Source organism: Haloferax mediterranei ATCC 33500 (genome assembly GCF_000306765.2).
Classification (GTDB): domain Archaea; phylum Halobacteriota; class Halobacteria; order Halobacteriales; family Haloferacaceae; genus Haloferax; species Haloferax mediterranei.
Genome location: NC_017941.2, coordinates 1,582,243 through 1,607,368, shown reverse-complemented (window position 1 = coordinate 1,607,368; position 25,126 = coordinate 1,582,243). Strand labels below are relative to the sequence as shown.

Annotated in this window: 27 protein-coding genes; 11 read left to right on the top strand and 16 right to left on the bottom strand. The window is 58.9% G+C overall.

The features are described from left to right. Positions 1–5 precede the first annotated feature (5 nt). The 9 genes from HFX_RS08240 to HFX_RS08205 form a co-directional block, all read right to left on the bottom strand. On the bottom strand, positions 6–323 hold the full coding sequence (locus tag HFX_RS08240; protein ID WP_004056718.1) for an amphi-Trp domain-containing protein: 318 nt from the start codon (positions 321–323) through the stop codon (positions 6–8). Between the two features lie 14 nt (positions 324–337). Continuing rightward, complete coding sequence (locus tag HFX_RS20025; protein ID WP_014732343.1) at positions 338–505, bottom strand: hypothetical protein; 168 nt, start codon at positions 503–505, stop codon at positions 338–340. A 298-nt stretch (positions 506–803) separates the two neighbouring features. Next, positions 804–1,853: a tyrosine-type recombinase/integrase gene (locus HFX_RS08235; RefSeq protein WP_004056719.1), complete on the bottom strand. Its 1,050-nt coding sequence runs from the start codon at positions 1,851–1,853 to the stop codon at positions 804–806. After that, positions 1,843–2,289: a DUF5805 domain-containing protein gene (locus HFX_RS08230; RefSeq protein WP_004056720.1), complete on the bottom strand. Its 447-nt coding sequence runs from the start codon at positions 2,287–2,289 to the stop codon at positions 1,843–1,845. The genes HFX_RS08235 and HFX_RS08230 overlap by 11 nt, the downstream gene beginning before the upstream one ends. Before the next feature lie 1,446 nt (positions 2,290–3,735). After that, positions 3,736–3,936 carry a hypothetical protein gene (locus HFX_RS08225; protein WP_004056721.1) on the bottom strand — a complete coding sequence of 67 codons (201 nt, stop codon included), beginning with the start codon at positions 3,934–3,936 and terminating at the stop codon, positions 3,736–3,738. Between the two features lie 59 nt (positions 3,937–3,995). After that, on the bottom strand, positions 3,996–5,510 hold the full coding sequence (locus HFX_RS08220; RefSeq protein ID WP_004056722.1) for a hypothetical protein: 1,515 nt from the start codon (positions 5,508–5,510) through the stop codon (positions 3,996–3,998). 135 nt (positions 5,511–5,645) lie between these two features. After that, positions 5,646–6,842, bottom strand: a complete 1,197-nt coding sequence (locus HFX_RS08215) for a hypothetical protein (protein ID WP_004056723.1) — start codon at positions 6,840–6,842, stop codon at positions 5,646–5,648. Between the two features lie 61 nt (positions 6,843–6,903). After that, positions 6,904–8,490: an SGNH/GDSL hydrolase family protein gene (locus tag HFX_RS08210; RefSeq protein ID WP_137685671.1), complete on the bottom strand. Its 1,587-nt coding sequence runs from the start codon at positions 8,488–8,490 to the stop codon at positions 6,904–6,906. A 204-nt stretch (positions 8,491–8,694) separates the two neighbouring features. Then, positions 8,695–9,399, bottom strand: a complete 705-nt coding sequence (locus tag HFX_RS08205; protein ID WP_004056725.1) for an SOS response-associated peptidase — start codon at positions 9,397–9,399, stop codon at positions 8,695–8,697. A gap of 112 nt (positions 9,400–9,511) precedes the next feature. Here HFX_RS08205 and HFX_RS08200 point away from each other — a divergent pair, with 112 nt between their 5' ends. The 5 genes from HFX_RS08200 (at position 9,512) to HFX_RS08180 (ending at position 13,608) form a co-directional block, all read left to right on the top strand. Beyond that, positions 9,512–10,267 carry a ribonuclease H-like domain-containing protein gene (locus HFX_RS08200; protein WP_004056726.1) on the top strand — a complete coding sequence of 252 codons (756 nt, stop codon included), beginning with the start codon at positions 9,512–9,514 and terminating at the stop codon, positions 10,265–10,267. 78 nt (positions 10,268–10,345) lie between these two features. Then, the gene (locus HFX_RS08195) at positions 10,346–10,678 is read left to right on the top strand and encodes a hypothetical protein (RefSeq protein ID WP_004056727.1); all 333 of its coding nucleotides are present in this window, start codon (positions 10,346–10,348) and stop codon (positions 10,676–10,678) included. A 129-nt stretch (positions 10,679–10,807) separates the two neighbouring features. Then, on the top strand, positions 10,808–11,494 hold the full coding sequence (locus tag HFX_RS08190; protein ID WP_004056728.1) for a dolichyl-phosphate hexose transferase: 687 nt from the start codon (positions 10,808–10,810) through the stop codon (positions 11,492–11,494). 114 nt (positions 11,495–11,608) lie between these two features. Next, the gene (locus HFX_RS08185; protein WP_049917404.1) at positions 11,609–12,739 is read left to right on the top strand and encodes a DUF3179 domain-containing protein; all 1,131 of its coding nucleotides are present in this window, start codon (positions 11,609–11,611) and stop codon (positions 12,737–12,739) included. Between the two features lie 71 nt (positions 12,740–12,810). Further along, entirely contained in the window at positions 12,811–13,608 is a 798-nt protein-coding gene (locus tag HFX_RS08180) for a hypothetical protein (RefSeq protein ID WP_004056730.1), read from the top strand. A gap of 106 nt (positions 13,609–13,714) precedes the next feature. On the opposite strand, the gene HFX_RS08175 is transcribed toward HFX_RS08180, so the two are convergent. Further along, the gene (locus HFX_RS08175; protein ID WP_004056731.1) at positions 13,715–13,918 is read right to left on the bottom strand and encodes a DUF5800 family protein; all 204 of its coding nucleotides are present in this window, start codon (positions 13,916–13,918) and stop codon (positions 13,715–13,717) included. A 121-nt stretch (positions 13,919–14,039) separates the two neighbouring features. On the opposite strand from HFX_RS08175, the gene HFX_RS08170 reads away from it, so the two are divergent. From HFX_RS08170 to HFX_RS08160, 3 genes are all read left to right on the top strand, one after another. Further along, complete coding sequence (locus tag HFX_RS08170) at positions 14,040–14,891, top strand: polymer-forming cytoskeletal protein (RefSeq protein WP_014732339.1); 852 nt, start codon at positions 14,040–14,042, stop codon at positions 14,889–14,891. A gap of 120 nt (positions 14,892–15,011) precedes the next feature. Next, positions 15,012–15,881 carry a DUF4349 domain-containing protein gene (locus HFX_RS08165; protein WP_004056733.1) on the top strand — a complete coding sequence of 290 codons (870 nt, stop codon included), beginning with the start codon at positions 15,012–15,014 and terminating at the stop codon, positions 15,879–15,881. A gap of 93 nt (positions 15,882–15,974) precedes the next feature. Further along, positions 15,975–17,150: a redox-regulated ATPase YchF gene (locus tag HFX_RS08160; protein WP_004056734.1), complete on the top strand. Its 1,176-nt coding sequence runs from the start codon at positions 15,975–15,977 to the stop codon at positions 17,148–17,150. Between the two features lie 244 nt (positions 17,151–17,394). Here the strand turns inward: HFX_RS08160 and HFX_RS19655 are convergent, their stop codons facing one another. From HFX_RS19655 to HFX_RS08150, 3 genes are all read right to left on the bottom strand, one after another. Then, entirely contained in the window at positions 17,395–17,538 is a 144-nt protein-coding gene (locus HFX_RS19655) for a hypothetical protein (RefSeq protein WP_155844681.1), read from the bottom strand. Between the two features lie 38 nt (positions 17,539–17,576). Continuing rightward, the gene (locus HFX_RS08155; protein WP_014732338.1) at positions 17,577–18,005 is read right to left on the bottom strand and encodes an ester cyclase; all 429 of its coding nucleotides are present in this window, start codon (positions 18,003–18,005) and stop codon (positions 17,577–17,579) included. Positions 18,006–18,170: 165 nt separating this feature from the next. Continuing rightward, positions 18,171–19,370 carry an ABC transporter substrate-binding protein gene (locus HFX_RS08150; RefSeq protein WP_004056736.1) on the bottom strand — a complete coding sequence of 400 codons (1,200 nt, stop codon included), beginning with the start codon at positions 19,368–19,370 and terminating at the stop codon, positions 18,171–18,173. A gap of 171 nt (positions 19,371–19,541) precedes the next feature. Here HFX_RS08150 and HFX_RS08145 point away from each other — a divergent pair, with 171 nt between their 5' ends. The 3 genes from HFX_RS08145 to HFX_RS08135 all read left to right on the top strand — a co-directional run bounded on the left by HFX_RS08145 (position 19,542) and on the right by HFX_RS08135 (position 21,879). After that, positions 19,542–20,558 carry a CapA family protein gene (locus HFX_RS08145; RefSeq protein WP_004056737.1) on the top strand — a complete coding sequence of 339 codons (1,017 nt, stop codon included), beginning with the start codon at positions 19,542–19,544 and terminating at the stop codon, positions 20,556–20,558. Positions 20,559–20,627: 69 nt separating this feature from the next. Continuing rightward, positions 20,628–21,041 (top strand): DUF5367 family protein, encoded by a 414-nt coding sequence (locus HFX_RS08140; RefSeq protein WP_004056738.1) that lies wholly within the window; start codon positions 20,628–20,630, stop codon positions 21,039–21,041. Positions 21,042–21,117: 76 nt separating this feature from the next. After that, on the top strand, positions 21,118–21,879 hold the full coding sequence (locus HFX_RS08135) for an Lrp/AsnC family transcriptional regulator (protein WP_004056739.1): 762 nt from the start codon (positions 21,118–21,120) through the stop codon (positions 21,877–21,879). Between the two features lie 28 nt (positions 21,880–21,907). On the opposite strand, the gene HFX_RS08130 is transcribed toward HFX_RS08135, so the two are convergent. The 3 genes from HFX_RS08130 to HFX_RS20020 form a co-directional block, all read right to left on the bottom strand. Next, a complete protein-coding gene (locus HFX_RS08130; protein WP_004056740.1) occupies positions 21,908–23,473 on the bottom strand; it encodes a Na+/H+ antiporter NhaC family protein in 1,566 nt (521 codons plus the stop codon). A 130-nt stretch (positions 23,474–23,603) separates the two neighbouring features. Further along, complete coding sequence (locus tag HFX_RS08125) at positions 23,604–24,725, bottom strand: pyridoxal phosphate-dependent aminotransferase (RefSeq protein WP_004056741.1); 1,122 nt, start codon at positions 24,723–24,725, stop codon at positions 23,604–23,606. Positions 24,726–24,864: 139 nt separating this feature from the next. Continuing rightward, positions 24,865–25,014, bottom strand: coding sequence for a hypothetical protein (locus tag HFX_RS20020; protein ID WP_014732335.1), 150 nt, complete (start codon positions 25,012–25,014; stop codon positions 24,865–24,867). Between the last annotated feature and the right edge of the window lie 112 nt (positions 25,015–25,126).

Here is a 25,126-nt window from a genome sequence, read left to right as displayed (position 1 = left end):
CCTTTCTACTCTACTTCGGGTGGTTTATCGTCGGTCCGCCCCGGAAGTTCCAGTTCGATTTCGAGTTCGGGGTCACCGACTCCGTCAAAGTCGATTTCGAGTTCGACAGGCTCACCGAACGCGAACGGAAGTTCCCACTCGTCGGTGACAATTTTCAGTTCATCATCATCGCGAAGTTGTTCGCCGAGCGTTATCAGAAACTCGCCCGCGTCACTGGCGTCGAGGCGGAAGTCCTGGTCGAACTTGCGTCCGGTTCGAATGGTCGTTCGTTCGCTCTCCGTCGTGGCAGACGTCTCTTCGTCACTCGCCGTTTCTTCGCTCATTGAATTTTCCTCACTCATCGAATCACGTCGACGGTCATGTCACTCGAAATCCATCCGTCGGTATTTCCTGCTTCGAGGAAAACTGATTTGCCGGGGCGACTCTCACAGATAGCTATCTCAGGGCCTTGTTGCGGCTCCTGATCCGAAGTTGTCTCCGAGTGCGACTGGGCACTGGTGGTCATTGAATCGATTTAGGTAGGCCTAAACTAAAAAGAGTGCGGTTTGCGGCGGGTCTCTCATCTTCGATCATCTGTGATATGTCGTTCACCGAGAGATTCACACATTACTACAGTCTACGGAGCTGGATGTGCTGTCTCGACTGCTTTGAGAGGTTGAAGCGGTGTATCGAGTCGCTCAACACGGTTACCCTCGTTGCGGGTGCCTGCGTTTTTTTTCCGATACACGAGTGGTATCCAGACACCAAATTAAATATAGCGAAATACGATGTATCAGTTCGGCACCAAACATGGGTGGCACTATCTAGCGTAGTGAATATACGTTTGATTCGTACGTCTCGCGGACTCTATCGCCCCAATTGTGGGTGTACGTGTCGATAATGTCGCCAGCGACGTCACCGCGGAGGTACTTGACGATGCCGCGGTCCCCGGTTCGGTCGCGAAGGTGCGTGGTGAAGAAGTGCCTGAAGTAGTGGGGGGTGACGTTCTCTTCTCGGTCGCCGCCCGTCCGGTACCAACCTGCATCGGTTGCGTGCGAGGTGACGATGTGGTGGACCGCGTCTGGGACTAGTCGCTTTCCCCACCCGGATGCGGTCCCGACGAAAAGCGGTTCCGCGAGGGAGGTCGTATCCGGTCGAATCGCCAGCCAACGCAGGAGAACAGCTTCCAACTCGTCGTCCACCGGGATAACCGTCGAGCGTTTTCGCTTGTTCGAGGCAGTTCGCGTCTCGCCGTTCGTGACGCCCCCGGCGCTCGGGTCGGCGGAGACGTATATCGACGGTCCTCGCCCATCGAGGGTGGCGCGAGTCGATACATCGGCAAGCGGTGTATCCTCCGAGAGCGAAAGGTCTCGAAGGTCGAGGTTGCACAGTTCGCCGACGCGCATCCCCGTCTTGAGGAGTGTCACCACCAGTGCGTGCTCCAGTGGATGGTGGATTCCGCGGACAAACTCCCGCATTTGCGGTACCGATAGCTCCCGTCGCGCTGGATTGGTGTCGATGCGCTCGTCCATCTCCTCCATCACGAGACCCATCGGATTGGAATCGAACACACCGACCTGGGCCATGTAGGCGTAGAACCGGTGGAGATACGAGGCGTATGTTGCGACTGTACTCGATGCGACCGCGCGGTTCCTGAGCGTGTGTATCCACGCCATGCAGTCGCGGTGGGTGGCTTCGTCGACCGACCGCGCGGTTCCTGCGGGGTTGCGCGAGGGGTCGCCGAGGAACGATTCAAATTCTCGAAGGACGCGCTCGTACGCATCGCGAGTCCGGTCGGATTTCCCGTGGTACGTCATATCCTGTAGAAAGTAGCCGACCGGGTCGGCCACATCGGCCGGTCGCTCAGCGGCCATCGTCCTCCGCAAGCGTGTACCCGCCATGGCGACCGCTGTACACAACTCGACCGGACGACTGGAGTTCTTGCAGCGTCGATTCGAGACGGTCTTCGATGTCGTCCGTCAACGCCGAAACGAGGTCGTCCCACGAATGGTGTGAGTCGGTCGCCAGCGTCTCGATAACGCGGTCTTCGAGTCGACCATTATTTCTAGGCGAATGTGTGTGATTAGAATGGTCGTTCTGAAGGCCTGTTTCACCCCCTTCTACCCCAGGGGTTACGGCTGTCTCATCACCTTTCGAAGGCACCTCGAAATCTGCCCGTCCTGCCTGTACCATAGTCCTGACAAATTCGCTTTGGCTCATGCCGAGTCGGTCGGCGTGGTCCTTCCAGATGGCCTTCTGGTGTGCCGGGAGGTAGGTTTGGACCGTCGCTCGGTCGCCCTCGTCGCTCATGGTCGGGTTGACTCGGGGGGTGATATTCAATCTACTGGCACAGTCCAGAATAAGAGAGTTTATCCGAATCTGTACTAGTGGATTTTTGGCGCAGAATTGGACTTATCGTGATTAGTGCAACCCTCATTTTGCCTATCTGCATGCACAAATTAAGATAAGTCTTCCACCACCGATGCCACCGATTTCGGCCGTTTCGGGCGAATCTGTGGATGCGCCAAAATTCAGTTCTTTTTTGAACAACGGAATTGGCCAGACATTGTTCTATTTATGTGACGAGTCCCATAATTTGGATAGTTGTTCTGGCCCCGTTCACCCCCGGAGTAACAGATGATAGATGTACTTCTAGCGGGTTCGTTATTTCGAGATACAATTCTCTGAATTATTACAAAACTGCCACAGGTACTCTTTGACGCGTTTCTTATTTCTTCTATACTAGTTCTGTAATTAGATTTGAAATATACGATGAATTGAATCTTGTATTTTATTAGCCAACTTGACGAATCCGAGCCTCAATTCCTATCGAATATTCCTTCTGATGACGAGTAGAAATTTATTAGAAAATTCAGAGCCTCCCACGTGTTAAAATAGATATTCCGTGTTAGTTTCTTTTCTAGTGTACTGTTGTTGGTAATATACTGACTTTCCGTCTAACACAACTGCAGGGGTATTGTCCTACTCGGACACAAAGACGAACCAAATCGGGGTGGGTCTCGACGATACGTTTGGCGTTCTTTGGTTGGAACACAGCGTGCAAGCAAGTGGCCCGACACGAGTGTATACTGGCGGGTTCCTACCGTTTCAACCGGATTGCTGTGAGAGGCGCTTAGGCTCTCTCTGTGGCGCTTTCCTGATTGCTTTGATGCCATTATCGGAATCAGCACTCAGTGACTGTGGCAGCGCTGCGTTCTCCGTGAATCGCTAGACACGTCGGGAACTGTGTCCGACGGTTGACTCTGGCCGGTCTGGTCGCGTCCCAGTTGTCGTCTCGCTCGGTTCGCGCCCAGTTACGACTCTCTCCGAGTAACTTCGCTCGATGATGAGCCCGTCCGCTCGATGTAAGGGCTAACTTAGAGACTGTCTGGTGTTGCTCGTCTTCACCTTCCGACCTGCGAGTGCGACTGAGGGCGTTGACTGCGAACTGAGGCTGTTCTTCACCGCTCTCGGTCTTGATTTCTCGATTCTCTAGGGGTGGCCATTCGCTACGTTGTGATTTGCGTTGTTCGAAATCCAATGTGTATATTGTATATCGCTATATCCAATTAGTCAAAACGAGCGTACCAACCCACGGAGGGAGACAATGAGCAATCACGCGTCTCCGTACCACTCCGCTTTGAAGCGCTCGGCAAGGTAGATGTCACCGGGGTGCAAACAGTAACGTCACTCTGAGGCAGGTGTCTGGATTAGGTAAAACAACCCGTCAATCGGGAATACTGGCTGCGCCAGCGATTAATCGGTCGTGTCGCTCTCAGCTTCGACACGGCCGTTCTTGCGGGTTTGTTGTTGGAGTTGTCTGTGTGTATCGTTGATGAGTCGTAACGCCTGTGGCAGCACCTCAATCTCGATTTGGTCCCGAATCGTGGGTTCTACGGCCTCGATATCGTCCAACTTTGCTGCGTACTTATCCGGTATCTCGATTTCGAGTTTCATCTTATCGTCCTCTTTTGGGGTTGTATTTCGCTACGACAGTTCGCTATTAGCTGTTAGATTCATGGACTCACGCGATTTTCCAATCCTGCGACCCGGTTCTGGAGGTCCTGGATGGTACTCACCAGACTCTGGATGACGCCGACCTGAATATCTCCGTTCTCCCCATCTATCACGACGGTGTCCTTGTTGCTATTGGAGAGCGTAATCGTGGCGGCATCGCCACTGAGGGTGACTGATTGGTACGTGCCCCCATTCTGGGAGAGAGCAGAGAGTGCAATGCTGCCCAGATTGCCGCTCATATTGATCCGCTCGTTGTTTCCGGAGTCGTACACGTCGATGGTCGAATACTCACCATCCAGTTCTATCGACCGGTGTGACCGGAACTCGTCGGTTTCGACGCCGAGGCCGAGATAGTCGCCTTCGATTTCGACGCCACTCCGTTCCCAACTTCCGCCGACGAACAGGCGTCCATTCGTACTGTTTTGACCTGAGGAACCGACAGTGAGGTCGGCCGAGGTCCCGTCGACAGTCATCGTCTCCGTATCTTGGTCGTCAGTGACGGCTATCGACCCCCCAACGCCGCCGCCACCGAGTTCGAGGTCGCCATACATCGTTATTCGGACGCGAGTAGCGGGGTCATCGACCGAAGCACTGGGATTGTCTCCCGTTCGGTAGCCGCCGATCTGGATTCGCTTGTCGCTGGCTACGTCGTCAAGTTCGAGCGTCCCGTCGACGCCAGTGCCACCCAGTTGGAGCGAACCCTTCGTGACGGACCCGACGTACCGAAGTTGGTTCGGTTCCGGAGGGTCGGAACAGCCGAGGTGCCCGAATGTGGGTCCCTCCTTCGCTGAAATCTTCACGTCACCGTCTTTGCCGTCGATTTCTACGCGCGTCGAATCGAACGAGTTGCCTTTCCCGCCCGTGAAGTGAATCCGTGTTTTTCCGTCTCTGTCGCGTAGTTTGATGTCCCCGTCGGAGTTCGAACCGCCGCCTCCGCCGAGGGTTAGTGCTGCCCACCTGGGCCGAATCGCCACGTCCGCGATATCGTTTCCATCCTCGTCTTCGAGCCCCTTCGCGCCGAGTCTCATCGTGCCGCTGTTACCATGAAACAAAATTCGAGTCGTTTTCGGGTCGAAGCTTCCCCCGCCAGCAGACGCATGAAAACGGACGCTTCCGTCTTCGCCGGTCAACTGTAAGTCGCCGTCGGAGTGGCTCCCTCCGCCACCCCCGAGACGGAGCGTGGCCCAGTTCGGGAGTAACTCGATGTCCGTGTTTTCGTCGTCGGTACCCTGTGCCCCGAGGGTGATACTCCCATCTGATCCGCCGATGAGGACTCTGGTGGTATCTCGGTCGAATGCGCCTCCTCCCGCGGACGCGTGGATGCGAACGTCTCCCCCCTTGTCGGTCAACCGCAGGTCACCCTCAGAGTAGGTTCCGTCGCCACCCCCGAGACGGAGCGAGGCCGAATCCGGGTTCAACGCGATGTCTGGCGTACTGTTCTCGTCGACACCCACCACGGTCTTTCGAACCACGCTCACCTTGTCGTCGTCGAGAAGGATGTCAGGCTGAGACATGTTTGTTAATATGTATCTCACTCACAAAGTTCATTCGGGGAAACTGTCACAAACCGGCGATGCTGAAAGAATCCAAAAGTGGTCGTTATACGGTGTCTCGGCCCCGCTGGCGGGACGCTTGCTCAGCGACGAGTGTTAGTCGAGTGTCATCTCCGATTCTTTTCGTGCGTCGGCGCTGTTCGGGTCGGTATTCTGGCCAACCCAATCGATGGTTCCCGCTCGTCCCTTTCGCTCGTGAACAGCAGTAGTGTCGAATTGGAGATGCCTCACTACGACATCAAATTTGGCTCGTCCGGCGTCCTTGAGTGCGAATTCTGACTGTGGAATGTGCGCAGCTTTCATTCCTTGTCTCCAATTTTTAAAGAAGAGTTGTACGCGGGCGCTGACCGCTCCGTTGCCACGTGTCTGGTTCTCGATTGCCGTGTTCCACTCCAAGAGATGGACTGCCTCTGCTGTTGCGAGTGCAGGGTGACCGACGCCGCTTCGGTCCATCTGGTCGATATCAATTAAAATCGACTCAAACGCGAGTACGCTTTTGGCTGCGTCCGGGTCCACGGTGTCGACAGTTGCAGTTGCTGGTCCCAGATTCTCGCTGTGAATCTCCTCGTCGCTGCCGCCAACGCCCCATTCGTACCCGTTCATGACGTGGTCCCTCCCAGCGATTGTTAGCGTGTCATCATCGCCCCGAATCAAGAGGGAGTAGACGTCGATTTCGTACTTGACGCGGTCTTCGAGCGTCTCACATTCCGGGGTGCGGCAAGCGCTTTCGAAGGACCCCTCGATGGTAAACTGGATCTCGGTTCCGTTGTTCTCGGCTGTCCGGTCCGTAACTTCGACATCGAAACGGATGAGTTTCTCAGCGTCCGCTTTGGACGAGATATCGAAGCCGTTGAGAACGACTGTCCAGCACTCATCGTCAGCAAGCGGCGTGTCGAGCCGAATTGTTTGCTCTTTTGAGAACGGAATCCGCGTCACTTCCGACCCCTCGATGGGGATGGTGACCGACTCCTGTTGGAAACGAACTCCCGGTGCTCTGACTGCAGTGAAAAAGTCCTCGAAGTGTGCGGTATCCGGTCCAGACCCGGACGCTGCTGTGTGACCAACGACCCATCCGTTTTCTCGCGTGCGAACGTAACTTCCGAACCGATTGAGTCGGTGGTTGTACTCCCAGCGATGGTGGAACCCTCGCCAGATAGCACCTGTGGCGACTGTCCCACCGAGAAGTGCTCGAAGCGAGTACGGTTCGATTAATCCACTGTGTTCCGCTACCTGCCGAACCCCGTGCGCCGGGTCGCCTCCCGACAGGTCGCGTCTGAGACTCAACTGTGTCATGTTAACATATTAATTTATAATCATAATAGTTTTTGGGAGATTCACGGCCGCGTATCAATCACTACGACTTCGGGTAGTTGAACGACTGTGAGTCGTCTCCATCGAGGTCGAACGGGCCCGCCTGTACCACTCGAATCCCATTTAGATACAGCGCAAACGACTCGACTTTCCACCACTGGCTGTCGATAAACTCCGTATACTCTGATTGGTCTTGTTCGAGTTCTACCTTCGAAATCTCCCAGAGATGGAGTGGGTCACGCTCGGTCCAGCCGGTGTCGAGTAATGGGTCGATGGTGAAGTCATCCTTCGCTCCTTGGCTGAAATTCGCGTGATTGAATCCCTGCTGGCCGAAGGTATCGTCGAGGTTCCGTGTCAGTGCCCCGAGGTCGAGTGAGACGGTCGTACTTTGATTCCCAGCACCCCTGTCATCACTCGTTTTGATGACCACACGGATACTGTCGACTACGAGTTGATTGAAACAGGTCCGAAGCCCTTCGGCAGGGTCAATCAATCCGTCAACCCCCGCGAACCGCTCCAGTTCTTCCCGGACGCTGGTTGGTCCCGATATCCCGCCGTTTTCCGACAGGTTCCCGATGACGTTCCGTACGGACCGGCGACCGGTCGCTTCCTCGTACCGCGCGTGAACCGCCCGTGCTATCGCGTCGGCTCCGGCCTCGTTCGGGTGCAGACTCGGAGCGATTGGACATTTAACCGAGTCTTCTTCGATTGGAGGCTCGGACATCGCCTGACAAACTGCACTCCGCTCCGAGGCAACTGCTGGGTCGCCTCGCGACAGTGGTGGCCAGACCCACGGGTCGTCCGCGGCAGCCGCGTTTCTCCGGTTATAATTCGGTGATGCAAAGAGTACTGAAGCGCCGGTATTGGCCTTATCCTGCTCCGTGACTGCCTTGCGGAGATTGTGTGCTGATTGCTGGTAGAAGTACTCTACGTGTGCCGCAGCTAACTCTTCGCTCAGTTCGACAGCGCCGTACAATGCCCCCAGGACTGCCCCTGCCGGACGGCTGAGTAGCCCGAACAGTACCTGAAGGCCGACAGCGAGGTCGTCGTTCGAAACGATATCGGACCCGTCGGGACCGGTACTCAAGAACAGATGGTATCCCGTGACGATGATCGTCGCGTCAGGGAACCGCTGTTGGGTTCGGCGCAGAAGCCGCTTCATCCGGCTGTAACAGCTATCTCTGACGGCCTTCTCTATCGACTCCGGGTCTCCGAAGGGATTGCTGATGTTGCCTCCGCCGATGTCGTTGATTCCTGCTGTGATGAGGACGATATCTACGGTTTCATCGGGACCGTACGCCTTGCTGACGTCGAGGCGCTCCGGTCGCTCTTGGTCGGTGTAATCATTCGGGAGTCTCTCGACTTGTTCGTGGACCGTTAATGGACCGTATGGAAACTCGTGGTGGCCCTGTCTGGTCGTTGACTGGAGTTCATTGGCGTTCGCCAACTTGAGAGCCACGTCACGATTCCCGGTCCCATTTCGGGACCGAATGACTGCACCGGAGTGTGCCTTTATCGCCGCACGGGGTAACGCGGCACCGCCGGTGAGTCGATCAAAAAATCGGGTCGCGAATTTCTTGTCGTGGACGAGGCCTTGCCCCCAGGCGACCGAATCACCGACAACCACCATCGTCGGAGTTCCCCCGTCCGTTATGGGCTTCCCGAATTCATGTTTGTTGTTGACATTCACCATGACAGTAGATTTCACTGCCATGACAATCAACGTGTTCCTGTTTCTTCCCTAATACGTATGTGCTCGTACTACCCACACACCACACGGGTTGCGTCACGCGATCTCGACGGCACGAACGCGTCTTTGACGCCGCTTCTCACGTTATCCTGCGCTCCGTTCTAGCAACTCGGGCGTATCGTTCGCGGGGTTGTTCACCCGCGTCGAGACCGGATAGGCGGTCAACTCGTCGTCGGGATACGGACCGAGGAGCGACGCCGCCTCGTCGGGGCCGCCGTGGAGCCACGTCTCTTCTTCGTCGGGTGCGAGGATGACGGCCATCCGGTGATGTAACTCCGAGATGAGGTCGTTCGGTTCGGTCGTGATGATGGTGAACGTCTCCAGTGGCTCTTGCTCACGGGATGGGCCCCCGCTCCCGAAGTCGCCGAGTCCAGTCTGTTTCGTAGTCGGCGTCCAGCGCTCCCACAGGCCGGCCATCGCAAACGGTCGGTCGTCCTCGAACGCGACGCGGTAGGGCTGTTTGGTCTCGCCGCGGTCGACCCACTCGTAGAAACCGTCGGAGGGAACGAGACACCGGCGCGACTCGTAGGCGTCGGCGAAACTCCGTTTCTCGCGGACCGTCTCGGCGCGGGCGTTGATGCGGTCGTTTCCGATACTCGCGCTCTCGGCCCACGAGGGAACGAGGCCCCACTTCAGGAAGCGAAACTCGTCGGATGCCTCGTTAGTCACGACCGGCAGTTCTTGGCCGGGCGCGCAGTTGTACCGCGCTTCCAACTCCCGCGTCGGAACAGCCCCGAAGCGTTCTCGGAGTTCTTCGGGCGGCGTAAACAAACTGTATCGGCCACACATGTCTCTGGATTGGTATTGTGTGGGTAAAACGCTCGCGGCAGGTGGACTGCGAACTCAGCTGTGCTCACCGGACGACGACGCATTTAGGGTTGCGGGTATCTCCCACTCGAACATGCGAATCGAGAACAGCTTCATCCCCGTCCGTGGCGTGGGTGAGCGGACGGAGCGAAATCTCTGGCAATCCGGGGTCACACACTGGGACGAGTTCGACTCCTCGCTCGTCGGCGCGAAGACGGCTGACCGAATCGAGACCTACATCGCCGACGCGTACGAGCACCTCGACGACGGCAACTCGCGCTTTTTCGACGACTCGTTCCCGTCTGGCGAGCGCTGGCGACTCTACGAGAATTTCCGCGACGAGACGTGTTTCTTCGACATCGAGACGACCGGTCTGTCGGCAGAACGCAATTCGGTCACGACCGTCTCGTTCCATCAGGACGGCGAAACCACGACACTCGTTCGGGGCGAAGATTTGACTGCCGATGCGCTCCGTGAGCAGTTTACCGACGCAAAGCTCATCGCGACGTTCAACGGCGCACGATTCGACGTACCCTTCCTCGAAACGTCGTTCGACCTCTCTATCGATGTTCCGCACGTCGACCTCATGTATCCGTGTCGGACGCTCGATTTGACCGGCGGCTTGAAACAGATCGAGAAGGACATCGGCATCGACCGCGACCGCCCCGATATCTCCGGCCGAGATGCGGTCAGGCTCTGGCGCGAGTACGAACGCGGCGACGAATCGGCTCTCGACACCCTCGTCTCGTACAACCGCGAAGACACGGTCAATCTCGAACGCCTCATGGAGACCGTCACGGGCAAACTTCACGACCGCGTCTGCGACGGTCTCGATACCGACCTCGTCTGAAATCATCTCGTCGTCTTCTTCGTTCGTCTCGTCACGGAATCACCCGCCTTTTTCATCCCCGGAAGCGACGCGCCGCACATGACCGACGACGAGGCCGAGGCCAACTCGACGCTTGACGGAGAGACGGACGAGCCAACCGACGATGAGTCGGACGAATCGACCGTCGAAGACGGGCGTGTCAACGGCGAGAGTCAGCAAACCGCCGACGGTGGGATGAACGGGCAAAACGGCTACGGTGACGAGACGGTGCCGCACGTGGAACTCGACCTCTACGAACTGTCCGTTCGCGTCAGCGGTCAGTCTACGGACGGCCTCGAAGACGTCGAAGCGTCGGCGACTCGCCTCATGGACTACCTCATCGACCACGCGAAGAAACTCGAAGACCAGCCAGACCCGCGCGGACTGAGCTAATCACGCTCGTCTCACGTCTCGGTAAATTGCCACTGGCCGGGTGACTCGGCGAATTGCTACTAATCTGGCAAATATCCACGGTTTTGGCAAACCTAAACGCTCAAGAGTAGCGGTCGATAACCCCGCGCAATGAGTGAGTACACCTTCGACGACCTCGCGGTCGTAATGGGGACGTACAATGAAGAACAAGCAATCGGCTCCGTCTTGGCCGACATCGACCGCATCACCGACGGCCGGGCGGAAGTCGTCTGCGTCGACGGTTCCGACGACCGGACTCCCGAAATCGCCCGAAAGATGGGCGCTCGGGTCATCGAACAGGAACCGCAGGGCTACGGCGTCGCGGTCGAAGCCGCCGTTCTCGCTCCCGACCGCCCCGTCGTCGTTACTACTGACTGCGACGATACGTACCCGATGGAGTACCTTCCGAAGTTCCTCGACCTCATCAACGACGGCTACGACGTGGTCTCCGGCGACCGAATCACCAAGGGTGCCGAGACGATGCCCACACTCAACCGCTTCGGAAACATCGCATTCGCCCGCCTCGCAAGCTTCCTCATGGGTGCGACGGTCCACGACACGACGACCGGAATGCGGGCGTACCGCCGCGAACTCCTTCACGATATCAACTGGACGGAAAACACGGGGCTGTCGGCCGAACTGCTCATCCGACCCGCGATGCGCGGCTACAAGATTGCTGAGGTACCTATTCCGTACCGCGAACGCGCCGGTGAGACCAAACTCGACCCCTTCGCCGGAGGTGCTGCTATCGCGAAGTCCATCGTGAAGGTCTGCCTCGAAGAACGCGCCCGGTTCTGAGGCCGTCGATACCGCCCGAAATCTGCTTTCTGTACGCTTTATGCCGTCTTGTCGGTCGTGCACCTCGCCACCAAACCGCACGTCGTTCATGGGTGGTTCGAGCGAATAACGAGTATGAACCGCCGCCGATTCCTCGCTGCGCTCGGTGCCACATCCGCACTGGCGGGCTGTCTCGGGAACAACCAGTCAGCCGATGGTGCCGATAGCACCGACACTCCCGGTACTGCCGGTGGGTCGAACGCAACTCGAACCAGTTCGTTCGACCTTCCCGTCCCAAAAGACGAACTCCGCCGTGGCGCACCGAAGGACGCGATTCCCGCCATTACCGCTCCCGTCTTCTCGGACGACTGGTCCGGATTCGACGAGGTAAACGTCACACTCGAAGATTCTTTCGAGGTCGTCGGCGTCGAACTCGACGGCATCGCACGGGCGTACCCGCTCGCAATCCTGAACTGGCACGAAATCGCCAACGACGCGTTCGATGACCGCCCTGTGGTCGTAACCTACTGCCCACTCTGTGGCAGTGCCGTCGTCGCCGATAGACTCGTGGCTGGCGAACCCACTAACTTCGGTGTCTCGGGCTACCTCTGGATGTCCGACCTCGTGATGTACGACGTTCGAACCGAGTCGCTGTGGAGTCAAGTGCTCGCAACTGCGATTCGCGGCGAGCGTACCGGCGACACGCTGTCTCTCATCCCGTCGACCATCTCTACGTGGGGCGAATGGAAGGCGTCGCACCCCGACACCGAGGTGTTGGTTCCACCGCCCGTCTCCGACACGATTCGCGGCCGACAGAGCCGAAGCTACGACGTGAATCCCTACTCGAGCTATCGGCAGTCGGGGAGAGTCGGAATCGGATTCAACGACGAGGTTGACGAGCGTATGCACCCCAAAACATCGGTTATCGGTATCACTGCTGGCGGAGTCGCGCGGGCGTACCCACTCGACGCAGTGAAGAATGCCGGCGTCGTCAACGACACTGTCGGCGAACTGCCGGTCGTCGTCGCGTCGTCAACTGACGGGACGCTCGTCGCCTACGTCCGCCGCATCGACGGTTCCGTCGCGGAGTTCGAACGCGACGGTTCCGCCCTCGTTGCGGCCGGGTCCCGGTGGGACCTCCTCACGGGCCGTGCACTCGATGGCTCGCACGAGGGCGCGACGTTGACGCGGGCGAACGACCGTTCCCCGATGTTCTGGTTCGCGTGGGCCGATTTCAACCCTGACACGGAGATATACGGGCGGTAAGTCTACTCTTCTTCTCCGACTGCAACCGTGTGACAAGAGACTTATACTCATCCCGTCACCTGTGGGCTACCGTGTCCGCTCGAACTCGTTCCCTCCTCGTCTTTGTCCTCGTCCTCGGGGCGCTCGGTGCCGCCGGTTCCTACGGTTTGGCGTACGACTCGCACCTCGGTCAACATGCCGTCTCGCTCGCGCTTGAACCCGCTGAGCCGGGCGACGAATCGACGATTACTGATGTCGATGACCTCCCGCCAGCCGCGGCTGAAATGGTCCGGTCTGGCGTCGAAGACGGTCACGCGACGATTTACCGAGACGACCGAGACGACGTTACCGAGTCGCTCGAATCACTCTCCGGATACGTCCGGGTCGACGGCGAAACGTATCGAGTGTTTCAGGCGGCAGACGAGAACATGACGCTCTTCGGGCCGCTCTTGACTCTCACGGCGCTGTTCCTCTCGATGGGCGTCCTCGGTATCGGCGTCGCAGCACTCCGAACCGGTGCGTTCAGACCGCTCTCTATCGCCGCCTCGCTGTCGATACCCGGCGTTGCACTCGCCATCGACGTGGCCGTGACGCTTCTCGATTCGATGGTGGCGTTCTCCGGCGGCGTTGACCTCCCGGTCGTGCCCGCGGCAACCGGTCTCGTCGTCGTCGGCGTCGCGGCTCGAAAGCGTAAGTGGGCGCTCGCACTCAGCGTATTCCTCGCGGTGATGGTCACCGCGGCCTTTGCAGACGTACTCGGCGGTACCTCGCTCGGTCCCATCGGGACGCTCGCACCCGGTATTCCGCTCTTCGTACTTGGGTACGTGCTGGGCGGCGAGCAGTCAAGCGATGACAGTGCTGGTGTGGATGCCTCCGCCGCTTCGGCCTGAGTATCGCGCAGGCGAATCTAACGGTCTCCGAGTTCAGAACGAGTCTAATTGATGTCGAGTCGGTGCCAAACCATTCCGACGCCGAGAGTGACGCCAACCGAGAGGACTACGACGAGTTGAGGATGTCGCGGACGCGGCGCGGTTCGCCGCCGAGCGAGGGATTCTTCTCGACGATTTTTAGCACCTCGTGGTCGGTCACGTCGGGGTACGACTTCCCGATGGCTTCCTCGATGAGTTCCTTTTCGAGACGGAATTCCGTCCCTTCGTAGACCACGTCTACGCCATCTTCGTCGAAAGAGAGAATCGTCATACCTCTCTTTGTTCTTCGTGGATATTTAAAAACATCCTGTCGTCACGGTATCCCGAACCTCGTGTGCGTCTGACATTCGTCTTGCGGACGGTTTATTACGACCCGGGTGTTGGTTCGGAGCGTGTCACTGGGTACGGACCCGCTCGAAGCGCTCGAGATACCCGACGGGACGACGGTCGAAGAGCACGACCTCGTGACCGACGGGGATGTCGTTGTCGGCGGCCAAAGCACCGTTGAGTTCGGCGTCCGCGGCCGAAACGTTCTCGCTGGCGAGCGCGTCACATTCGGCGGCGACATCGAGGCGGAAGGCGACTGTCGACTCGACCTGTTAGACGATGTTGCTGGGAATGTCCTCGTGGGTGAAGACGCCTATCTCGGCGAGCGTGTTCATATCGCCGGTCGGCTCATGGTCTCCGGAGACCTCGACATCGGCGACGACGTGGACATCGAAGAAGGATTCGAAGCAAACGGCTGGATCGTCATCCGTAACCCGATTCCGACGCTCGTCTTCTACTTTATCGTCCTCTCGCAACTCCTGCATCTCGGTGAGGACGAAGCGGCGGACGAACTCGCAGAGACGCTGGCTGGTGAGTCGCCGCACGACCCGCTCGTGATTCCGCGGAACGCGACCGTCTCCGACGACGCGTGGCGTGTCTCGACACCGGCGTACGTCGGCTCGAACTGCCGAATCCACGGGAATATCCGCGCGAAATCCATCGACCTCGATGCCGACAACAACGTCTTCGGGAGCCTTCGCGCCCGCGACGATATCTCCGTCGGACGCGGCACCCGAATTCACGGCGACGTAACCACCCGAAACGGTGAAGTTCGAATTCACGAAGGTGCCCGAGTTCTCGGCGATGTCTCCTGTAACGACCTCGTTCTCGAAGCCGGTGCCCACGTCGACGGTACCATGCGTGCCCGCGGCGAGATGCGTATTCACCGGGATAACCTTCCCCGAGAAGCGGAGTAGGCGGCCACTACCGCGCCGTCAATCGACTCGCCGAACTTTACGAACTTCGGAACCGCAGGTAACATCAATCCCTGTTTGTGTCTACCAAACGATTATTCGTTTCCAAGTTGAGTTCCGGGTATGAATAAGCGATTAAAACTTCTCGTCGTGGCGTTCCTCGTTCTCCTCGCCGGGTGTACCGGGGGCGCGGGTAACGCCGATGCGGGAGGTTCTGAGGTGAGTCTCTCCACCGACGCTTCGGGTGCGCCCGAAAGCCAAGACGCGAGTCTTGAGGGTGACGATGACCTCCCCCAAGTCCAAAAGCGGGCGGTCATCAGGAACGGCCGACTCGAACTGACTGTCGACGAGTTCAACACCAGCCGAGACGAGATTGAGTCGACCGCCGAGTCGTACGGCGGGTACGTCAGTGATTCGAGCGAGCGCGTGAACCGTCGAAGTGGCGGGACCTACCGCTCCGGGCAACTCGTCGTGCGAGTCCCTTCCGATAACTTTTCGGCGTTCATGACCGACGCGAAGCAACTCGGCGAGGTCGAACACGTCGAGACGAATTCGGAGGACGTGACCGAGCAACTGGTCGACCTCGAAGCGCGACTGAGCAACCTCCGTGCGCAGCGAGACCGCCTCCGCGAACTCTACGACTCCGCGAACACCACTCAGGACGTACTCGCCGTCGAGAAACGCCTCACGGACGTACAGACCGAAATCGAGCGACTGGAGGCACAAAAACAGTCGCTGGAGGACCGCGTCGCCCTCTCGACCGTCCGTGTCTCGCTCTCCGAGCGCCCGCCCGGCCCGGCACAGTGGTACGACGTGCCGGTGCTGCAGGCGTTCCTCGCATCGGTTAACGGCGTCTTCGTCGCCCTTCGGGCGCTCGTCGTCGCCTTCGCCTACGCCCTACCGTATATCGTCGTCTTCGGCGGCCTGCTGGCAGTTCTCGGCGGCGGCATGTACGCTGTCGGCCGCGCTGCGTTCAGACGACTGTCGACCTGACCGCGCCCCCGCGCGGTGTCTCCCCTTCGTCTCCCAGTTTTCTCAGTCGCCACGGCGAGTGTTTTTCCCCGTTGACGACGTTCGTCCACGCATATGCTCTCACTCGCGTTAGCCGGTAAGCCGAACGCCGGCAAGTCGACGTTCTACACTGCCTCGACGCTTGCGGAGGTCGACGTAGCGAACTATCCCTTTACGACCATCGACGCGAACCGCGGCGTCACACACGCGCGGACTCGATGCCCGTGTCTGGACCGTGACGAGCGCTGCGGCAACTGCGAGGACGGCATTCGATACGTTCCGGTCGAACTCGTCGACGTGGCTGGACTGGTCCCCGGTGCGCATGAAGGCCGCGGGCTTGGCAATCAGTTCCTCGACGAACTCACGAATGCCGACGCCATCGTCAACGTCGTCGACGCCTCCGGCGGAACCAACGCCGAGGGCGAACCCGTCGAAGTCGGGACGTTCGACCCCGTAGAGGAGGTCGACTTCATCGAAGAGGAACTCGAACAGTGGTTGGCCGGTATCGTCCACCGCAACTGGGAGACGGTCGTCCGGAAGTCTCGCTCGCCGGATTTCGACATGGACGACGCGCTTGCGGACCTCCTGACCGGCGTCGGTGCGAGTGAGTACGATATCGCCGCCGTCCTGCGGGACCTCGAATACCCGCCGAACCCCCGTGAGTGGACCGACGAGGACCGCGTCACACTCGCCCGCGCGATTCGCCAGCGGACGAAGCCCATCGTCCTCGTCGCCAACAAGATGGACATCGCACCCGAGGAGAACCTCGAACGACTCGCCGAAACGGGTAAGCCGGTCATCGCCGCGACGGCGGACGGCGAACTCGCCCTTCGCCGGGCGAGAGAGGCGGGTATCATCGACTACCACCCCGGCGACGACGATTTCGAACTCCGTGGCGACGTGAGCGGTGCACAACAAAAGGGTCTCGAACGAATCCGCGACCTGATGGCCGAACACGGCGGCACCGGCACTCAGGAAGCCATCGACACCGCCGTCTACGACGTACTCGACCGAATCACGGTCTACCCGGTCCAAAACGAGTCGAAATGGACCGACGGAACCGGGAACGTTCTTCCCGACGCCTTTCTGCTCCCGCGTGCGTCGACCCCTCACGACCTCGCCTACGCGGTCCACTCCGACATCGGTGAGGGCTATCTCCACGCCGTCGACGCCCGCTCGAAACGCCGCATCGCCGAAGACCACGAACTGAGCGAGGGCGACGTCATCAAAATCGTCTCGACGGCGAATTAATAGTCAGACAATTGTCTTTTCTGCGGGTTTAAGTTGCCTATATCGGGACAGATTCTCGTTTGCTTCGGAACAGATAAATTCAATATCGCTATACAGAATACTCCGATTCGGGAATGAACGTTTTGGAGGATGGCCAGTTTTCTCTTAATCAACTCACCTTCCGGTACTGCTGATACTCGCCGAGCATGGCTCGTCACAGCGGGTACTCAGCAGCGGGGAGGGAGTGGAGCGTTTCGCGCATTGCTCACATCTTGACGAGCGCCCGCTCCGCCCAGAGCGCTCGGTCGAGCACGTCCGGCTCAAGTCCGTCGGGACGAGCCCAGAGTGACAACTGTGCAGAGGAGTAACGTTGGGCGTGGAGACCGCAGATGTCGTCGGCAACACCCAATATCGGCGTCTGGAACGCCTGCTGTTCGTGCCCTGGTGCTATCCGGTGAGGGGTTCTTGTCCGAGTTGCTGGAGCATGCCGAAGATGTCGAAGTTCGCCCAGCGCTCGGCAATCTTCCCATTTTCGACACGGACGACGTTGATTCCCATGATATCGATGCGGTTGCCCGTTGGCTCGATACCCATGAATGGTCCCTCGTGGGTTCCGGTCGCACGGCCCCAAAAAGAGACCAGATCGTCCTCAGCGATGTAGTCATCCACTGCGAACTGAAGATCCGGAAACGCCTGATGGTACCCCTCGATGAATTCCTTGAATTCTGAGAGTGGTTCCTCTCCGTCTCCCGTAGGGTCGTGGTATACCTGGTGGTCGGTGAGTATTTCGTCCATCTCTTCTGTGTTGCCGTCGTTCCATACCACCTCGACGTAGCGGCGAGCGACTTCCTTTGAATCAGGTTCGACAGTTGTCATATCAGTCATACGCTCCGAGTAAGTATAACATGTTCCCCCAATGCCAGTTCTTCCTCGAGTCGAATTCACGATGACTTCACAATCTAACAGTGCGGCTGATTCATTTCAAGATGGTCTGGAACAAAGACACGCAGCAACTCCATCTCGGGTATGCCTTCGTTGCGGTTACACCGCCCCGTCTCTAATATCCGCGAGGCGTTGTCGGTCGTAGAGTTGCTCATCCTGCGAAAACTCGTCAGGGAACAACTGCTTGGCGGCACGTTCGGTTTTTGAGAGGTTGCTGATCGGACCCTGATACATCCCGCCTGCAGGATAGACGTCCCCGTTTTGGACTGCCGTCAGTTGACTCGCCGTACTGTGGTCTTGCAGGAAAGAGAGGTATGTATCTCGGAACTCCGAGCGCGTCCAGTGCCTGTCGGTGTAGAACATCAGTATCCCCGGGTCGATTTCCAGCAGTGGTTCGTAATCGATGGACCCACGGTCGGACGTAAAGCTCTGGATGTCCGTTCCGGCGAGTGCGTCGCTTACACCGAGGTCGTGCCAGTGCTTGTAGGCGGTCGTCTCGCCCAGCCGATACGGATAGAACTTCTCAGGCTCCTTCGAGGCAGGGGAGAAAAGTGCAATCGCGGGTCGTTCGCTCTCCGGAGGGAGCCGTTTTTGCACTTCACTGATGAAGTTGTCGTGAAGCGCTTTGAGGGCCCGATATCGGTCCATCCGCTGGAATACTTGCGCGACTTTCTCGGTCGCCTCGTACAGGCTATAATATGGGTAGTCCTCGTGCCAGGAGTAGGTCGAGAAGCTCGTGTTCCCACAGAACGGGGCGACTTGACCGCTCATCTCATCAACATCGGAGCGTTTCCAGTTCGGAATGAGATTAGTCATATAGTTCGGGTCGATGAAATGGACGCCTGCATCGAGTTCGAGGAAGAGTTCCTTCGAGATGCCGTCCTGCCAGAGTGAGACCATTTCGTCTTTGCTCGTCGAGAGTCCGGGGATGTCCTCGTAGTGCCAGGTACGGTACTCACCGGTAAGCACGACGGCACTGGGCTTGTCCATCCCGAGAGCGACGCCCATATCGGCCCAACTCGCGTTCTCGGCGACCCACGTCTCCGGAACTGCGTCGAACGTCACTTCGCCCGTCGGTTCTATCGTGACAGAATACGACGTCTCTGTTGACGTTGTTTCGCTCGTACCTTGCTCGGTAGCTGTTGCAGTCGATGTACTCGTTGCGGTGTCTTGCTCCGTCGCTGATTGCGAACCATCACTCGTACAACCAGCGAGTAAGCCGCCACTGATGGCTGCACCACCGTATTTTACGTAATCACGGCGGGTCAGCGCGTCACGAACCGTATTGTCATTTGCCATGATTTTAGGCCAACCTAAAATATTAAAAGATTTTTGAACTGTATGTCCGACTGCGTCGGCGCTCGCAGAAGCAGCCAACCTGCGGGTTCACTCGACGAACGTCTCGCCTGCCAGCCATCGTTTCAGAATTCCTGACAAGCCTTCACAGTCGTCGCGCACCTCTCGTCCAGTATGAGCCGCGTAGCTGAGTCCGTCAGGCTCGGATTCACCGGCGACGTGATGCTGGGCCGACTCGTAAACGAGAAACAACAGCATCGACCGCCGGAAGCGGTGTGGGGGTCGATGCGTGAGCAACTCGCCGGTCTCGACGGTCTCTTCATCAACCTCGAATGCTGTCTTTCGACCCGCGGGAGTAAATGGGAACTCACGTACCGCCCGTTTCACTTCCGCGCCGACCCGGCGTGGGTGATTCCAGCCCTGCAGGACGTGGATGTGTCGTGGCTGACGCTCGCGAACAACCACGTCCTCGACTACGGGGCAGTCGCGCTCGAAGACACGCTTTCCGCGCTCGACGGGGCAGATATCTCGTTTTCTGGGGCTGGTCGGACCGAGGACGATGCGTGGACGCCAACCCGCGTTCAGGTCGCCGGATTGGACGTGGCGTTCGTCTCGTTCACCGATAATACGCCGGAGTACGCTGCCACCGACGACGCTCCCGGCACGGCCTACGTCGATATCGACCCCGACGACGAAGCGTGTCTGGAACGTGTCGAGAGCGCACTCGAAACCGCCGCTGAAGATGTTCCGGACCTTCTCATCGCTTCGCTGCACTGGGGGCCGAACATGCGCGAGTATCCGCCGTCGTCGTTCCAAGAGTTCGCACACTGGTTGGTCGACCAGGGCGTCGATATCCTCCACGGCCACAGCGCGCACGTGTTTCAGGGCGTCGAGGTGTACGACGGGTCGGCGATTCTCTACGACACCGGTGACTTCGTCGACGACTACGTTGTCGACGGGGACCTTCGAAACGACCGGAGCTTCCTCTTCGTGTTCGATGTCGCTTCGGACGGTCGGCTCCTCGAACTTCGCTTGCTCCCGACCGAAATCGACGATTTCGCCGTCCACCGTGCACCCCCCGCTGTCGCCTCGTGGGCACGCGAGACGATGCGAACGCGGTCCGAGTCGTTCGATACGGAATTCGAGACCGAAGGAGACGGATTGCGCGTGTCCCTGGATGCGGATTCTTAGGTTTGAGGCGGACCTCTCTTTGGTCCGTTCGCAGCGAACGCTGATACTACTGGTTCACGTACAGTGAGTATGGAAACTGGTTCCCAGGTCGTCACGTCGACTCGGCTCTCGCTGTCCGAGGCGCGCATCCTTCTCGGCATTGGACTTGCGGTTGCACTCATGGCCGGCTTCGTCTTCCGAATCGTCGGGCAACTCGTATTGGACCCGTCTCGTCCGCTCCTCGTGACGGCTGTGTTCGCTTTGACGGTTCCCGTGATGTGGACGCTGGCAGTCGGTATCTTCCGATGGCGCGGTCTTTCCGGTGGAGCGAAGCGCGAGGCTGCGGTGCTCCTCGTCGTTCCAGGGATGCTCATCGACGCCGTCTCGACCTCCCTGTTCTCCGTGGTCTATCCGAACATGAGCCTCGCCGCCGCCGGTCTCTTCGGAGGTCTGCTGCTGTTAGCCTACGCGACGGTACTGGTCGCAGGATTCGTGGCTCGGTAGCGTCGGCTACCGGACCGTCACTGCCCCCCGACCGGCAAACGGGAAGCCTGTTTGACCTCGAAGGAGACGGGAGTGTATGGACTATCGTCTCGACGAGATTGACAGGGTGATCATCCACGCGTTGATGGACGATGCACGCGGGACTTCGGCCCCGATGATTGCCGACGAAGTGAGCGTCTCTCCGGGGACGATTCGCAACCGCATCCGTCAACTCGAAGATTACGGTATCATCTCCGGATATCACGCTAATGTCGACTTCGAGCGGACTGGTCACCGGTTCACAAACCTCTTTGTCTGTACTGCGCCGGTCCCCGAGCGCGAGCGCCTCTCCACGCTCGTTCGTGAGATTTCCGGCGTCGTCAACGTCCGCGAACTGCTTTCTGGACGCGGAAACCTGCATGTCCTTGCGGTCGGCAAGGACATGAACGACGTGACGCGCATCGGCCGCGAACTCTCGAATCTCGGTTTCGACATCGAAGACGAAAACCTCGTCCGGCGCGAGTCGTTCGAACCTTACAGCCCCTTCGGACCGAACGAGCGCCCCGGATTCGGAGCGTTAGCTGACGTGGTCAGTCTCGCAGGCGGCTCAGAAATAGTCGAACTCGTCGTCGCCGACAACGCGCCAATCGTCGGTCGCACACTCGGGGAGATTGGCGACGACGAATTGCTCGATGACGACGTGCTCGTCGTCTCTATCGAACGCGACGACGACGTGCTCACGCCACGCGGCGCAACCACAATCGAACCGGACGACGTGGTCACGCTGCTTTCGCGCGGCGGCGTCGACGAAGCGACGATTCAGCTTTTTTCGTCTCCTGATTCGTCGGACACCGCGTAAAAAATCGCGTTCGTCGGAAGCCTTCGCGTTAGTCCGACGAGGACCCGAACGTCGTCGGAACGCTCACGTCAGCGTGCTCAGAGAGGAAGTACGCGGCGACGAAGAGTGTGACGACACCGACGCCAAGCAGCACAAGCGGATTGACGCCGTACCCACTTGCGAGGAACAGGCCCGTCGCAACTGTCCCGCAGAGAAGCGCGTACGGAATCTGTGTGTTGACGTGGTCGACGTGGTCCGCACCGGCGAACATCGACGACATAACCGTCGTGTCGCTGATAGGCGAACAGTGGTCACCAAACAGCGACCCGGTGAGAATCGCGCCGGTCGCACCCGCAAGCGGCGCGCTGAGTTGGACCGCGAGCGGCATCACAACGGGGAACATGATGCTCATCGTCCCCCACGACGTGCCGATAGCGAACGAGATGATGGCCGCAGTGATGAATACGACTGCGGGCAGCATTGGGGCCGTGATAATGCCCTGCGAGATGCTGACGACGTAGTCACCGACGCCGAGCGCTTCGCTGACAGAGCCGATAGTCCACGCCAGCGAGAGCACGGCGACGGGGAATATGACCATCTTGAAGCCCTCGAAGATGGAGTCGCTCACGTCTTCGAGTTCGACGCGGGCGTGGCCCACGAGAATCGCAAGGAGTAGCGCGCACGCCGAGAACACGCCCCAGAGAATTGCGTCTGCGGTAGCCGCACCTTTCAGCGCTTCGACGGGAGCCTTCGACGGCCACCCACCGGAGTAAAGCAGGCCGAAGCCGGTGACGGCGACGAGGGAAACGATGGGCGCGGCGAAGTACCACCAGCGCGCATCGACGTGGTCGGGCGTGACAATGTCTTCTTCGCGCGTCTCGATGAGGGGGTCGGCGTCGTCGCCGAGGACTTTCCCTTCGTTTCTTGCGCGCTCTTCTGCCTGCTTCATCGGGCCGAAGTCCCAGTCCATCACGATGAGAATGAACACGAGAGTGACCGCGAGCAGGCTGTAAAAGCGGAACGGGATGCTCTGAAGGAACACCACGAACGCACTCTTATCGACGCTGGAAATCGAACTGAGATGGTCTCTGATGAGGCCGACTTCGAAGCCGACCCACGTCGAGACGACGGCGACGCTGACCACGGGCGAGGTGGTCGAGTCGAGCAGATACGCGAGTTTCTCGCGGCTAATGTCGAACTTGTCGGTGATTGGCCGCATCACCGACCCAGTAATCATCGTACTCGCGTAGGAGTCGACGAAGATGAGCATCCCGAGGATGCCCGTGCCCAATTCCGCCTGTTTCCGCGTCTTGATTCGAGCGATGATGCGATTTGCGAGCGCGTTCATCCCACCCGAGAGGAAGATCATCCCGAGCATCGCACCCGAGAGGAACGTAAACAAGAGGAGTTTGCTGTTAAACGACGAGGTCACACTGTTGATGACCAACTGAAGGGAGTATGCCGCCCCACCAATAGGGTTCCATCCCACCAGAATGGTCGCACCTATCCAGATACCAGTAAAAAGTGACAGGAGCACCTGTCTGCTCGCCAACGTCATTATGATGGCGAAAAGCGCCGGGAGCAGACTGATAATCCCGTATGTCTCTGCGGACATGACAAATGTCCTGTCTCGGGGTTTCTAAGTTAAGAGTTTCCACTTCGAACACGAAGAATCAGACGTATTGAATGTGCCACCCTATCGTGGTCCATTCCTCCAATCGACAGGCCTCAGCCGTCTCTCGGTTTCAGGCCACCGTGTCGTACGCCTCGCGCATGACCTCGATAGCCTCTCGAAGCGACTCGGTATCGGTCGCATAGGAGAGGCGCGCGTAGCCGTATCCGTTCTCGCCGAACGCCTCGCCGGGGACGACGATGACGCCGCGGTCGATACACTCCTGAACGAACCCTTCCGGAACCTCGGGCATGGCGTAGAACGCGCCCTTCGGCGTCGGGACGTGCAGACCGATGTCTTCGAGTCCGTCGACGACGAGGTCACGACGCTCGCGGAAGGTTTCTGTCATCTCGTCGATGCGGTCCTGCGGGCCGGTGAGCGCCGCTTCGGCGGCAAACTGTGCGGGTGCGGAGGCACACGCCTGCACGTACTGGTGGACCCGAACCATGCGTTCGACCCGGCGCGACGAACCGTAGACCCAGCCGAGACGCCAGCCGGTCATCGAAAAGAGCTTCGACGCGGAGTTGACGACGACGACGTTGTCGGTTTCCGCGAACTCGATTGGCGAGCGGTGTTCGCCCTCGAAGACGGTGTACTCGTACACTTCGTCGGAGATACACAGCACGTCGTGTTCGTCGGCGATGCGGGCGAACGCCTCGATGTCCTCCGGCGGTGAGACCGCTCCCGTGGGGTTGCCGGGACTGTTCACGATGAACGCCGCGGTATCCTCGGTGATGGCCTCTTCCACGTCGGCGGGGTCGAGCGTCAGGTCGTCACGAAGCGGAACGGGAACCGGTTCGCCGCCCGCGAGCTTCGCCAGCGCATCGTAGGAGACGAACCCCGGGTCGGGGATGATGACCTCGTCGCCCTCGTTCACGTGGGCTTCGATGGCGATGTGGAGCGCCTCGCTGCCACCGGCCGTGGCGATGATGTCGTCGGGGTCGAGGTCGACGCCCTGGTCGCGACGGTGCTTGTCGGCAATCGCTTCGCGGAGGCTCAGGATGCCCTTATTCTCGGTGTATCCGTCCGCCTCACCCGACTCGATGGCGTCGATAGCCGCCTGTCTGGCGTGGTCGGGAGCCGCGAAATCCGGTTGTCCCAGCCCGAGGTTGATGGCGTCTTCGCTCGCCGCTTCGAATACCTCGCGAATGCCGCTGATGGAAATTTGCTCCACCCGGTTGGAGAAGTGCGTCATATTCTATCCGGTGTCGGCATCCGGGATAGTTCTTCCCACGCATGGGCGATGCAAACTACTCGATTTATGGACATGTCTGTCACACACTGTCGAAATTGGGCGAACCACTATCCGACACACTGTCTGCGACTACCCGGACTTACTCTTGTGCCTCGCGTAACTCGTCGACGTGCGAATCGACGACCGACAGGGTTGCGTCGGCGTCGGCGTAGCCTTTCTCGTACTCCGTCATCGCCCGCTTGTAGTCGTTCAGGAACTTCGCCACGGCAGTTTCGAGTTCGTCGCTCATGGTGGTTCGTTGCCCCGTCATCGGATTTGAACCTTCGGCCATCGTCCACAGGAGTGTCGGTTTATCGCTGCACTCGGGAGTGTCGGTTTATCGCCGCATTCGGGACCGTCGA

Excerpts from the sequence above, each read along its gene's own strand:
- HFX_RS08240 (WP_004056718.1), bottom strand. The coding sequence starts at position 323 with ATGAGCGAAGAAACGGCGAGTGACGAAGAGACGTCTGCCACGACGGAG.
- HFX_RS20025 (WP_014732343.1), bottom strand. The coding sequence starts at position 505 with ATGACCACCAGTGCCCAGTCGCACTCGGAGACAACTTCGGATCAGGAG.
- HFX_RS08235 (WP_004056719.1), bottom strand. The coding sequence starts at position 1,853 with ATGGCCGCTGAGCGACCGGCCGATGTGGCCGACCCGGTCGGCTACTTT.
- HFX_RS08230 (WP_004056720.1), bottom strand. The coding sequence starts at position 2,289 with ATGAGCGACGAGGGCGACCGAGCGACGGTCCAAACCTACCTCCCGGCA.
- HFX_RS08225 (WP_004056721.1), bottom strand. The coding sequence starts at position 3,936 with ATGAAACTCGAAATCGAGATACCGGATAAGTACGCAGCAAAGTTGGAC.
- HFX_RS08220 (WP_004056722.1), bottom strand. The coding sequence starts at position 5,510 with ATGTCTCAGCCTGACATCCTTCTCGACGACGACAAGGTGAGCGTGGTT.
- HFX_RS08215 (WP_004056723.1), bottom strand. The coding sequence starts at position 6,842 with ATGACACAGTTGAGTCTCAGACGCGACCTGTCGGGAGGCGACCCGGCG.
- HFX_RS08210 (WP_137685671.1), bottom strand. The coding sequence starts at position 8,490 with ATGGTGGTTGTCGGTGATTCGGTCGCCTGGGGGCAAGGCCTCGTCCAC.
- HFX_RS08205 (WP_004056725.1), bottom strand. The coding sequence starts at position 9,399 with ATGTGTGGCCGATACAGTTTGTTTACGCCGCCCGAAGAACTCCGAGAA.
- HFX_RS08200 (WP_004056726.1), top strand. The coding sequence starts at position 9,512 with ATGCGAATCGAGAACAGCTTCATCCCCGTCCGTGGCGTGGGTGAGCGG.
- HFX_RS08195 (WP_004056727.1), top strand. The coding sequence starts at position 10,346 with ATGACCGACGACGAGGCCGAGGCCAACTCGACGCTTGACGGAGAGACG.
- HFX_RS08190 (WP_004056728.1), top strand. The coding sequence starts at position 10,808 with ATGAGTGAGTACACCTTCGACGACCTCGCGGTCGTAATGGGGACGTAC.
- HFX_RS08185 (WP_049917404.1), top strand. The coding sequence starts at position 11,609 with ATGAACCGCCGCCGATTCCTCGCTGCGCTCGGTGCCACATCCGCACTG.
- HFX_RS08175 (WP_004056731.1), bottom strand. The coding sequence starts at position 13,918 with ATGACGATTCTCTCTTTCGACGAAGATGGCGTAGACGTGGTCTACGAA.
- HFX_RS08165 (WP_004056733.1), top strand. The coding sequence starts at position 15,012 with ATGAATAAGCGATTAAAACTTCTCGTCGTGGCGTTCCTCGTTCTCCTC.
- HFX_RS08160 (WP_004056734.1), top strand. The coding sequence starts at position 15,975 with ATGCTCTCACTCGCGTTAGCCGGTAAGCCGAACGCCGGCAAGTCGACG.
- HFX_RS08155 (WP_014732338.1), bottom strand. The coding sequence starts at position 18,005 with ATGACAACTGTCGAACCTGATTCAAAGGAAGTCGCTCGCCGCTACGTC.
- HFX_RS08150 (WP_004056736.1), bottom strand. The coding sequence starts at position 19,370 with ATGGCAAATGACAATACGGTTCGTGACGCGCTGACCCGCCGTGATTAC.
- HFX_RS08145 (WP_004056737.1), top strand. The coding sequence starts at position 19,542 with ATGAGCCGCGTAGCTGAGTCCGTCAGGCTCGGATTCACCGGCGACGTG.
- HFX_RS08140 (WP_004056738.1), top strand. The coding sequence starts at position 20,628 with ATGGAAACTGGTTCCCAGGTCGTCACGTCGACTCGGCTCTCGCTGTCC.
- HFX_RS08135 (WP_004056739.1), top strand. The coding sequence starts at position 21,118 with ATGGACTATCGTCTCGACGAGATTGACAGGGTGATCATCCACGCGTTG.
- HFX_RS08130 (WP_004056740.1), bottom strand. The coding sequence starts at position 23,473 with ATGTCCGCAGAGACATACGGGATTATCAGTCTGCTCCCGGCGCTTTTC.
- HFX_RS08125 (WP_004056741.1), bottom strand. The coding sequence starts at position 24,725 with ATGACGCACTTCTCCAACCGGGTGGAGCAAATTTCCATCAGCGGCATT.
- HFX_RS20020 (WP_014732335.1), bottom strand. The coding sequence starts at position 25,014 with ATGAGCGACGAACTCGAAACTGCCGTGGCGAAGTTCCTGAACGACTAC.